Consider the following 10,958-nt stretch of genomic DNA (forward strand, 5'->3'; position numbering starts at 1 on the left):
GGCTATCTGTCCGCGCGGCTCGAACGACTCGACGTCCCTGCGCGGCTCCGGCGTGGGACCGCACTCGGCGCCTTCGCGGTCGGGAGCCACGGCGACTGGGAGGGCCTCCCGCGCCGCGACGAGCTCGGGCTGCTCGACACCGAGAGCGGCGAGACGCACCGCTGACCCGTCGCTGAGGCGCGCGGCATGGGTACGGCAACGATGGCAAGCGGTTGCCCGGCCGTGGTGGGGGTCACTAGTTTGGAGGGGTGCCCGTCGACGCGTCACCCGAGTCCCCTCAGCCCCCATCACCGGTGAGGAGGGCCGCCGTCGTCGGCTGCGGCGACATCTCCGCCCAGCATTTCGCGGCGCTCGGCGCGATCGACGGCGCCCAGCTCGCCGCCGTCGTCGATCCTGACGCGGACCGACGCGCCGCCGCCTCTGCCGCCCACGGCGTGCCGGGGTATGCGAGCCTCGGCGAGCTGCTCGATGCGGGAGGCGTCGACGCCGTGCATCTCTGCACGCCGCACAACTCCCACGCGCCCCTCGCCCAGCAGGCCCTCGAGCGCGGCGTCAATGTGCTCACGGAGAAGCCCGTCGCGCACACTCTGGCGGACGCCGAGGCGCTCGCCCTCACGGCGCGAACCGCGTTCGCCGAGCGCGGCACCCAGCTCGGGGTGTGCTTCCAGAACCGTTACAACGAGCCGGTCCGAGCCCTCCGCGAGCTGCTGGATTCCGGGAAGCTCGGGCGAATCCTTGGGGCCAACGCGACGGTCATGTGGCACCGCACGCCCGAGTACTACGCGGCGCGGCCTTGGCGCGGAACGTGGGCCGGGAGCGGCGGTGGGCTCCTCATGAACCAGGCCATCCACACGCTCGACCTGCTGCAGTGGCTCGTGGGTCCCGCCGTCCTAGTCGGCGGGGCGGCGTCGACGCGCGCGCTCGCGGGCGTGATCGAGGTCGAGGACACCGCCGACCTCCTCCTCGAGCACACGACGCCCGACGGCGGGAACGTCCGGTCCGTCTTCTACGCGACCAACGCGAACGGGGTCAACGCCCCTGTGACGCTCGACGTCGTGACGGAAGGGGCCACGCTGAGCCTGCGGGGCGAGCTCACGGTGCGGCATGCCGACGGGAGGGTCGACGTCGTCGAGGAAGCCGGCGTCCTTGCGGGCGAGCGGAGCTATTGGGGCGCCTCGCACCGTCTGCTCATCGAGGATTTCTATGCGTCGCTCGGGTCCGGGCGTCCGTTTTGGATCGGGGCCGAGGAGGCGACGGCGTCGCTGCGGCTCATCAAGGACGTGTACGCGAGCTCGTACGCGCCGGGGGAGTGGGTCTAGCCCCGCCGCACCGGGCCTCGGTGGCAAGTGTTGGCAAACGGTTACCATCGTGTGCCAGATCTGCCTACGGTGGAAGAAGTGTGACGGCCGTCACCGCGCGGCCGCTGGTACGAAGAGGAGAACAGCGATGGCCAGAATCGGCGTCCAAGCGATGATGCTTCGGGAGAGCTTCGAAAAGATCGGTCCCTTCGAGACGCTCCGGAAGGTTGCCGAGATCGGCTACCGCGCCGTCGAGGTCTCGCAGATCCCCATGGACCAGGCGAACGTGGCAGAGCTCGAGCGGGCCAGGGGCGAGCTCGGAATCGAGTTCGCGGCGCTGTCCGCGCAGCTCGAGGGCGAGCAGGGCTCCACCCCGTACCCGCTCGCGGTCGACGTCGAGCGCGTCGTCGCTGACTGCCGTCGCCTCGGCACGGACATGCTGCGGATCGGCATGGCGCCCATGTTCGAGCTGCAGAGCGAGGACAGCGTGCGCGACTACGCGAAGCGCGCCGAGAAGGCCGCGCAGGCGCTCGCGGACGAGGGCATCGCGCTGTACTACCACAACCACCACGTCGAGTTCGCCAAGATGAGTGGCCGCTACATCATGGACATCCTCGCTGACGAGGCCCCGAGCATGGGGCTCGAGATCGACGTCCACTGGGTCCAGCGCGGCGGCCTCGACCCGGTCCGCACCCTCCACAAGTACGCGGGCCGCACCGCGATGGTCCATCTCAAGGACTACCGCATCGGAGCGCTGTCCGAGGAAGGCGTGAAGGCGCACGCGGAGGGCAACCACGAGGCGTTCATGCGCGAATTCGCCGACGTCGTGCAGTTCGCCGAGGTCGGGGAGGGCAACCTCGACTTCGCCTCGATCGTGCCCACCGCCGTCGAGACGGGTGCGAAGTACCTGCTCGTCGAGCAGGACCGGCTGTACGGCCGCACCGTCTTCGACGCCCTCACGATCTCCCACGACAACCTCGTGGGCCTCGGATTCCAGGACCTCTTCTAATCCCAGCGAAACAGGAGCAAGCATGAGCAAGAAAGTCCGCCTCGGCATCGTCGGGTTCGGCAACCAGGGCAGCCAGTATGCGGGGCTCGTCGCCGACGGACGCGTTCCGAACATGGAGCTCGTGGCGATCACGGACACGGACCCCGCGCGTCGCGAGCTCATCGCCGAGCGGCACCCGGGCGTGACCGTGTTCGACGACTACATCACGATGCTCGAGTCCGGTGCCATCGAGGCCGTGGTCACGACCGTCCCGCACTACCTTCACCCGCAGATGGGCATCCAGGCGCTCGAGCGCGGCCTCCACGTGCTCGTGGAGAAGCCCGCGGGCGTCTACACGAAGCAGGTCAAGGAGCTCAACGAGTTCGCGGCGTCCAAGCCTGAGCTGACGTTCGCGATCATGTTCAACCAGCGCACCAACCCGCTGTACCGCAAGCTCAAGGAGATCATCGCCTCGGGCGAGCTCGGCGAGATCCGCCGCACGAACTGGATCATCACCACGTGGTATCGGCCGCAGGCGTACTACGACCAGAGCGACTGGCGCGCCACGTGGGGCGGCGAGGGCGGCGGCGTCCTCGTGAACCAGGCCCCGCACAACCTCGACCTGTGGCAGTGGATCTGCGGCGTCCCCAAGAGCGTCTTCGCCAAGGCCGGCTACGGCTTCCGGCGGAACATCGACGTCGAGGACGAGGTGGTCGCCGTGGTCGACTACGGCAACGGCGCGACCGGCACGTTCACCACCGCGACCCACGAGCTCGTGGGCACGGACCGCTTCGAGATCACGGGCGACAAGGGCAAGATCGTGGTCACCGACGCGAAGACCGCGGTCGTGACCCGCTACCGCCGCACCGAGCAGGAGATCAACGCGAGCATCCCGACCGAGGACATCTGGAAGATGACCCGGGACGAGTTCGACCCGAACGAGTACTACACGCACGAGACGCTCGAGTTCGACACCGCGTGGGGCGGCCAGCACGCCACCGTGCTGGAGAACTTTGCGGCGAACATCCTCGACGGCACCCCGCTCATCGCCCCCGGCAGCGACGGGATCCTCGGCGTGCGCCTCGCGAACGCAATCCACTTCTCGAGCTGGACCGGCAAGGAAGTCCCGATGGACTTCGACGACGACGAGTTCCTCGCCCTGCTCAACAAGAAGATTGCCGAAGAGGGCAAGTTCCCCCAGCGCAGTTAAGCAGAGCTGCGCGAGGCGCGTCCCATCGTGCCCTCCTTTCGCGGCCGTGGTGGCGGGAATCGGTGTGTTGTGCGGCGAGTCGCGGCTATGGGCGTGCAAGAAGGGCAGGAGCGGACGCCCCACGAGCGGACGACGGCGGGTGGGCACCCGCCGTCGTCCGCTTTTGCTGTGTGGGGCGTCAGGCGCGGGCGGGCCCGGTCGACGCGCGGATCTTGAGGTGCGTGGGCATGACCGCGAGCTTGCGGGGCGTGCCGCCACGGATCGGGTCGAGCTGGGCCATGAGCATCGACACCGCGACGCGGCCGGCCTGCTCGACCGGCGAGGCGATCGTGGTGAGCGGTGGGTTGCAGAAGTCCGAGCCGAACATGTCGTCGCAGCCCACGATGCTCACATCGTCGGGCACGCGCACGCCGCGCTCGTGGAAGCGCTGGAGCATGCCGATGGCGAGAAGGTCGTTGAAGGCGATCATCGCCGTCGCCCCCGTGCTGAGCGCGGCGTCGGCCGCGGCCGCCCCGGAGAACGCCGTCGGGGCGTAGGGGCCAATTCGCGTGGCCGTCATGCCGCGCTTCGCGGCGGCCTCCTCGATCGCCTTCCAGCGCCGGTGATTGGACCAGGAGCTCGTGGGTCCCGCCGCGTAGACGACCGACTTGTGGCCGAACGAGGCTAGGTGCTCGAGGGCCTGGACCACGGCGCTCGGCGTGTCGATGAGCACGGTCGGGGCGTCCGCCGTCGCCCGGTTGATGGTGACGAGCGGCTGCCGCAGCGCGGTGTCCGCGAGCTGCTGGTCGGTGAGGCGCGACGCGGCGAGGATTGCCCCGTCCGTGGAGCGGCGCAGCTTCCGCAGCGTGTCGAGCTCGACGTCGGTGGCCTCCTCGGTGTCGACGAGCAGCTGGGTGTAGCCGGACGCCTTCAGCTGGTGCTGCGTGCCGCGGATGATGTCGAAGAAGAACGGGTTCGTGATGTCGGGGACCAGAACCGCGATGACCCCCGTGCGCCCCGAGCTGAGGCCGCGCGCCGTGCTGCTCGGAACGTAGTGCAGCTCCGACGCGATCCGCTCGATCTTCTCCCGCGTGCGTGCGTTGACGCGCTGGGGATTGGACAGTGCGCGGGACACGGTCGAGGTGGCGACGCCGGCGATCTCCGCGATGTCGCGGATGGTCGGCATTCGCTCGGCAGAGGAGGGGGACTCTTCGGTCATGCATGCCATTGCAGCATCTTTGGCAACTCATGGCAATCGCTTGCCGTCGGTTTTCCTCTTTTCCTAAGCTCGACCTTATCGATGCATGGGGTGAGCTGAATCACAACGGCCGCCCACCGACCTCAAGGAGGAGATTCATGCGTTTTGGCAAGAAGGCCGTTCTGGCCTCCATTGCGACGGCAGCCGCTCTCGCACTTTCTGCCTGTGGCGGGGGTGGCACGTCCGGCGGCAGCTCCTCCGGCGGCGCCGTCAACGGTGCCGGCAAGACGCTCAACGTCTTCATCGGCAAGAACACCACCTATCCCCAGCAGCAGCAGCAGTGGTTCGACGACACGGCCGCGGCCTTCAAGAAGGCGACCGGCGCCGACCTCAAGTTCGAGACCTTCGCCTCGGGCAACGACGAGCTCACGAAGATCCAGACCTCGGCCGTCTCCGGCCAGGGCCCTGACATCTACTCGCTCGGCACCACGTTCACCCCGACCGCGGTCGCGACGGGCGCCTTCGCCCAGCTCACCGACGACGACTGGAAGGCGCTCGGCGGCAAGGACAAGTTCAACCAGGCGGCGCTCGGGATCTCCGGCCCGGACCAGAACAAGCTCTACGCCGTTCCGTTCGCGAGCCGTCCGTTCGTCATGGCCTACAACAAGGACCTCCTCAAGGCGGCCGGCATCGACAAGCCCGCCACGACGTGGGACGGCCTCGTCGACCAGGCCAAGAAGGCCACGGACGCGTCCAAGGGCCAGTACGGCATGTCGATCGCGTACAAGGACAACTTCGACCCGTGGAAGTACATCTGGGCCATGTCCGAGCAGTCGGGCAACAAGCTCGTGGACGGCAAGACGGCGAACATCAACAACGACGCCGTGACCAAGGCCTACCAGACGTACTTCGGCTGGCTCACGAAGGACAAGGTCGTTGACCCGGCGTCGGTCGGCTGGACCAACAGCCAGGCCCTCGCGAACTTCGCCTCCGGCAAGTCGGCGTTCTTCCTCATGACGTCCACCGGCTCGCTCAACACGCTCAACAGCTCGGCGATCAAGGACAAGTACGACTACGCGCTCATGCCGACGCAGATCAGCGACACGGCGCCGAGCGGTGCGCGTCCCGTGGCCTCGATCCTCTCGGGCGACAACATGGGCATCGCCTCCTACTCGAAGAACAAGGACCTCGCGCTCGCGTTCCTCAAGATGGTCACGGACAAGGATCAGCAGCTGAGCTACCAGAAGATCTTCGGCGACCTGCCGACGAGCTCCGACGCGCTCAAGTCGCTGAGTTCCGCCCCGCACATGGCGGCCGTCACCGATGCCGCAGCCAAGTCGTTCGCGACGCCGTTCACCGGCGCGTGGGCCGACATCCAGCTCGCCCTCGTCAATGTCACGGTTCAGAGCATTCCGGATCTCGCGTCCGGAAACGTCTCGCAGGCGAACCTGAGCCAGCGCATCAAAGCCGCCCAGGACTCCGCGCAGCAGTCCCTGAGCCGAGCCAAGTAGTCCGCGCTGCGGATGTTTTGAGGTAATCATGACCACTGCCCGCAATTCCGCCCCGGAGTCCCGGACCGCCACTCGCGTGGCGGGCCGGGGCCCCCGGCCCGACACGGCCTCCTCGACCGGCGGCCAGGCCGGCCCCAGCAACAAGCGCCGCCGAGGCCTGTCCGAGCGCAACCGGCCCCTGTGGATGCTCATCCCTGGTGGCGTCCTCATGCTGGTCGTCATCGTCGTACCGCTCGTGCTCGGCGTCTACATCTCCTTCCTCGACCTCGACCAGTACACGCTCCGCCAATGGCTCTCGGCGCCGTTCATCGGGCTCGCCAACTACATCGAGGCCATCACCCAGTCGGGGATCCTGCGCTCGGTGTGGCTCAGCGTCTCGTACTCGGCCATCGCCACGATCGTCACGCTGCCGCTCGGCATCGCGGCGGCCCTGGCCACGCAGAACAAGTTCCCCGGCCGCGCCCTGGTGCGCTCGGTCTTCCTCATCCCGTACGTCCTGCCCGGCTTCGTCGTGGCCACGGTGTGGCGGACCATGTTCCAGCCGAGCGGCATCATCACGCTCATGCTGCACCACGTCGGCATCGATCCCGGTCTGTTCCTCAACGGCCCCAACACGTACTGGGTCCTCGTGTTCGTGCAGATCTGGTCGTCGTGGCCGTTCATCTACCTCCTGGCCCTCTCCGGCCTGCAGGGAGTTGACCACGAGGTCCACGAGGCGTCCGCCCTCGACGGCGCGCTGTGGTGGAACAAGCTCCGGTACGTCATCTTCCCGTACCTCAAGGGCCCGATCTCCCTCGCGATCCTCATCGGGATGCTCAACCACATCAACAACTTCACGCTGCCCTACGTGCTCTTCGGCCTCCCCGCGCCGAACGATATCGAGGTGCTCCCGTACCTGACGTACGCGACGAGCTTCCAGAGCTTCCGCTTCGGCCTGAGCGCCGGCATGGCGGTCGTCTCGCTCATCCTCATCCTCATCCCGCTGTTCATCTACCTGCGCGCCGTCAAGCTCGACGACGCCGAGACCCCGGGAGGCCGCAAGTGACCACCAGCGCGGTGACTCTAGAGACCAAGGCCCCGGCCGCCGTCGAACGCCCCGGCTCGCGCCAGCAGAAGGAGGTGACCCGCCTGCTCCCGGGCTGGCTCCTCACCGCTGTGGCAATCATCCTGTGCGCCGCCGTCCTGATCCCGATCGCGTACATCTTCCTCGCGTCGCTCAACACGGACATCGGCGTGGCCAACGGCGAGCTCTGGCCCAGCACGTTCACGGTCAGCAACTACGAGAACATCTGGACGAGTGTCGGGCTCGCGAACGGCCTCACGAACTCGATCATCGTGGCGGGCTCGACCGCGATCGTCTCGGCGGCGTTCTCGATCGGCACGGCGTTCGTGCTGGTCCGGTACCAGTTCCTGGGCCGTCGCACGATCCTGCGGGCGCTGCTGGGCCTCCAGAGCGTGCCGGGCACGCTCATCGTGCTCCCGCTGTTCGTGCTGTTCTCCTCCTCCGCCACCTACCTCGGCCTGCAGGTCATCGGCACCCGCTGGGGCTTGTTCGTCACGTATCTGACGTTCTCCCTGCCGTTCTCGACGTGGGTCATGGTCACGTACCTCCGCGGCCTGCCGAAGGAGCTCGAAGAGGCCGCGCGCATCGACGGCGCGACGAACCTCGGCGTGCTGACCAGGATCATCCTGCCGCTGAGCTGGCCGGGCCTCATCGTCGCCGCGATCTTCGCGTTCCTGCCCGGCTGGAATGACGTGCTCTTCGCGTCCGTCATGACCCGGCCGGACACCCAGACGGCTGCCGTGGCCCTCCAGGTGTTCTCGAGCAGCACGGAGGGCGGCGCGATCCCGCTGTACGGCCAGATGATGGCGGCCTCGCTCGTGTGTGCGCTGCCGGTCGTGATCCTGTACCTGTTCTTCCAGAAGTATCTAGTGGGCGGTCTGACGTCCGGAGGAGTCAAGTGACAATGACCAACGCAGTCCAGTGGCAGCTGTCGGGGTTTGCTGACGAGATCGACGCGGACCCGCGGGTCCAGGCGGCCGTCATGCGGGCCCTCGGCGCGAGCCACGTGGAGGTCCGCGGCGCCTGGGGCGTCAACATCGTGGACATGAGCGAGGAGCAGCTCGCCGAGCTCAAGACGATCTTCGACGAGGCCGGGCTCAAGACCTCCGCGATCGCCTCGCCGATCGGCAAGGTCGACATCGAGCTGCCCGTCGAGCACGAAGTCGAGCGCCTGGGCCGGGCCCTGCGCGCCGCCGAGGTGCTCGGTGCGCCGTACATCCGCCTCTTCTCCTTCTTCTATGAGGGCAAGAAGGCCGAGGACGTCCGGGACGCCGTGATCGAGCGGATGACGGCGCTGGCCCGCCGCGCGGAGGGCACGGGCGTGACGCTCGTGCACGAGAACGAGAAGGACATCTTCGGCGACATCCCGGAGCGCGTCCTCGACATCGTGGAGTCCGTGAACTCCCCGGCGCTCAAGCTCGCGTGGGACCCGGCGAACTTTGTCCAGGTGGGAGTCAAGCCGTTCTCCGAGGCGTACGAGATGCTCCGCCCGCATGTCGTCTACCTCCAGGTCAAGGACGCTGAGTCGTCCACGAAGCAGGTCGTGCCGGCCGGCGAGGGCGACGGCGAGGTTCTCCGCACCGTCGAGGCCCTGCGCGACAGCGGCTTCACCGGCTTCGCCTCGCTCGAGCCGCACCTCGCGTACGCGTACGAGACCGGCGGCTTCAGCGGCCCGTACGCCTTTGGCGTGGCCGCCCGGGCCTTCGCGAAGGTCCTTGACGCGGCTGGCGTCGCGGTCGGCTGAAGCCGCCCCTCCGGTTTCCCCGGTTCCCCTCCCGATCTCCCCAGCTTCCGAGCGGACGACGGCGCAACTCGCCGCGCGCGCAGGGCGACACGCCGGGCGTGGTCGCCAGAAGTTGGGGAGACTGGAGAGGAATCTGGGGAAGCCGGGTCGCAGAATCTACCTTCCTTGAGACGAATCGAGAGAAACGATGACTGACTCTCTGAGCGCCAACCCCGACCGCCTCCTCCCCGCCGATCCCGGCACCCGACAGATTGCGCGTGAGCTGTACGCCGACGTCGAGCGTTTCCCGATCCTTTCCCCGCACGGCCACGTCCCGGCCGAGTGGATCGCCGACGACGTACCGTTCACGGATCCGACCAGTCTTCTCATCAGCCCCGACCACTACGTGACGCGCCTCCTCCACGCCTCGGGCGTGCCGTTGAATGAGCTCGGCGTCGGCGGGTCCGCAGCCGACGCCCGCGCGGCGTGGCGGCGCTTCGCGGACGCGTGGCCCCTCTTCGACGGGACCGCCTCCGGCTACTGGCTGCGCGAAGAGTTCGAGCACCTGTTCGGCCTGCCGGGCTCGATGGTGGACGCGCTGGGCGCGAATGCGGACGCCTCCTTTGACGCGATCGCGGCGAAGCTCGCCGAGCCGGGCTTCCGCCCGCGCCGGCTGTTCGAGGACTTCAACATCGAGGTCCTCGCGACGACCGACGATCCGCTCGACACCCTCGAGGCCCACGCCCGCATCGCGAAGGACGAATCGTTCGCGGGCCGCGTGGTTCCCACGTTCCGCCCGGATCCGTACATCAACATCGCGCATCCGGAGTGGGCGGCTCGCGTCGAGCGGATCTCCGACGAGGCGTCCGACGGCGTCGCGGGCTACGCGGGCTACCTCCGCGCGCTCGAGAACCGCCGCCGCTACTTCGTTGAGCACGGCGCGGTCTCTGCGGACCACGGCGTGCGCACGCCGCTCACGCTCAAGCTCTCCGCGAGCGAGGCCGAGGCGCTGTTCGAGAAGGCCCGGCGCGGCGAGGCCACCGCGGCGGACCGCGACGCGTTCGAGGCCCACATGATGGTCGAGATGGCGCGGATGTCCGTCGAGGACGGCCTCGTCATGACGATCCATCCCGGCTCCTTCCGCAACCACCACGCCCCGACGTTCGCGGCCTACGGCGCGGACACGGGACACGACATCCCGTTCGCCGTCAACTACACGGAGGGTGTCCGCGCGCTCCTGCAGGAGTACGGCACGGCGAAGGACTTCCATCTCGTCCTGTTCACCCTGGACGAGACGGTGTTCTCCCGCGAGCTCGCCCCGCTCGCGGGGTTCTACCCGAGCGTGTACATCGGCGCCCCGTGGTGGTTCCTCGACGCTCCGGACGCGATGCTGCGCTTCCGCTCGGCCGTGACCGAGACGGCGGGCTTCTCCCGCTCGTCCGGGTTCATCGACGACACTCGGGCGTTCTGCTCGATCCCCGCCCGGCACGACACCTCGCGCCGGATCGAGGCCTCGTTCCTGGCTCGGCTCGTCGCCGAACACCGCATCACCGAGACCCGCGCGCACGAGCTCATCGTGGACATCGTCGACGGCGCGCCGCGGCGGGTCTTCAAGCTCTGAGAAGGAAGACCCCGTGACCAGAATCGCCACTGAGCTGCCCGTCCTGGGCCGCAAGGGCTCCCCAGCCCCTCCCGTCCGCATTGTCCACCTCGGGCTCGGTGCGTTCCACCGATCCCATCAGGCCTGGTTCACCGCCAAGGCACACGACGGCGCCGAATGGGGCATCGCGGCTTTCACCGGCCGTCGCCCCGACGCCGCACGGGCGCTCGCGCCGCAGGACGGGCTGTTCACGCTCGTCGAGCGGGCCGCCGACGGCGACCGCTTCGAGGTCGTCACCACGATCTCCGAGGCCCTCGACGGCGCGGACACCGCGCGCCTGAATGAGCTCCTCGCCGCCCCGTCCACCGCGATCGTCACCCTCACCGTG

General features: G+C 68.3%; 9 protein-coding genes and 1 pseudogene. 9 read left to right on the forward strand and 1 reads right to left on the reverse strand.

Translation table 11 applies throughout. The annotated features are described in order from the left end of the window. Positions 1-293 precede the first annotated feature (293 nt). From ACLN58_RS11845 to ACLN58_RS11855, 3 genes are all read left to right on the forward strand, one after another. Positions 294-1,319, forward strand: coding sequence for a Gfo/Idh/MocA family protein (locus ACLN58_RS11845; protein ID WP_415855462.1), 1,026 nt, complete (start codon positions 294-296; stop codon positions 1,317-1,319). Positions 1,320-1,446: 127 nt separating this feature from the next. Then, positions 1,447-2,307 carry a sugar phosphate isomerase/epimerase family protein gene (locus ACLN58_RS11850; RefSeq protein ID WP_415855463.1) on the forward strand — a complete coding sequence of 287 codons (861 nt, stop codon included), beginning with the start codon at positions 1,447-1,449 and terminating at the stop codon, positions 2,305-2,307. A 22-nt stretch (positions 2,308-2,329) separates the two neighbouring features. Continuing rightward, positions 2,330-3,496 (forward strand): Gfo/Idh/MocA family protein, encoded by a 1,167-nt coding sequence (locus ACLN58_RS11855; RefSeq protein WP_415855464.1) that lies wholly within the window; start codon positions 2,330-2,332, stop codon positions 3,494-3,496. A gap of 178 nt (positions 3,497-3,674) precedes the next feature. Here the strand turns inward: ACLN58_RS11855 and ACLN58_RS11860 are convergent, their stop codons facing one another. Next, a complete protein-coding gene (locus tag ACLN58_RS11860) occupies positions 3,675-4,694 on the reverse strand; it encodes a LacI family DNA-binding transcriptional regulator (RefSeq protein ID WP_415855465.1) in 1,020 nt (339 codons plus the stop codon). Between the two features lie 137 nt (positions 4,695-4,831). Here ACLN58_RS11860 and ACLN58_RS11865 point away from each other — a divergent pair, with 137 nt between their 5' ends. The 6 genes and pseudogenes from ACLN58_RS11865 to ACLN58_RS11890 form a co-directional block, all read left to right on the forward strand. Beyond that, complete coding sequence (locus ACLN58_RS11865) at positions 4,832-6,184, forward strand: ABC transporter substrate-binding protein (RefSeq protein WP_415855466.1); 1,353 nt, start codon at positions 4,832-4,834, stop codon at positions 6,182-6,184. Positions 6,185-6,212: 28 nt separating this feature from the next. After that, positions 6,213-7,229 (forward strand): carbohydrate ABC transporter permease, encoded by a 1,017-nt coding sequence (locus ACLN58_RS11870; RefSeq protein WP_415855467.1) that lies wholly within the window; start codon positions 6,213-6,215, stop codon positions 7,227-7,229. Then, complete coding sequence (locus ACLN58_RS11875; RefSeq protein ID WP_415855468.1) at positions 7,226-8,149, forward strand: carbohydrate ABC transporter permease; 924 nt, start codon at positions 7,226-7,228, stop codon at positions 8,147-8,149. Before ACLN58_RS11870 ends, ACLN58_RS11875 begins: the two co-directional genes overlap by 4 nt. 2 nt (positions 8,150-8,151) lie before the next feature. After that, positions 8,152-8,991, forward strand: coding sequence for a sugar phosphate isomerase/epimerase family protein (locus tag ACLN58_RS11880; protein ID WP_415855469.1), 840 nt, complete (start codon positions 8,152-8,154; stop codon positions 8,989-8,991). Between the two features lie 187 nt (positions 8,992-9,178). Then, a complete protein-coding gene (gene uxaC, locus ACLN58_RS11885; RefSeq protein WP_415855470.1) occupies positions 9,179-10,591 on the forward strand; it encodes a glucuronate isomerase in 1,413 nt (470 codons plus the stop codon). Between the two features lie 13 nt (positions 10,592-10,604). Next, positions 10,605-10,958: pseudogene (locus tag ACLN58_RS11890) on the forward strand (mannitol dehydrogenase family protein); the annotation flags it as partial.

This window comes from Sinomonas sp. G460-2 (assembly GCF_047759905.1).
Classification (GTDB): domain Bacteria; phylum Actinomycetota; class Actinomycetes; order Actinomycetales; family Micrococcaceae; genus Sinomonas.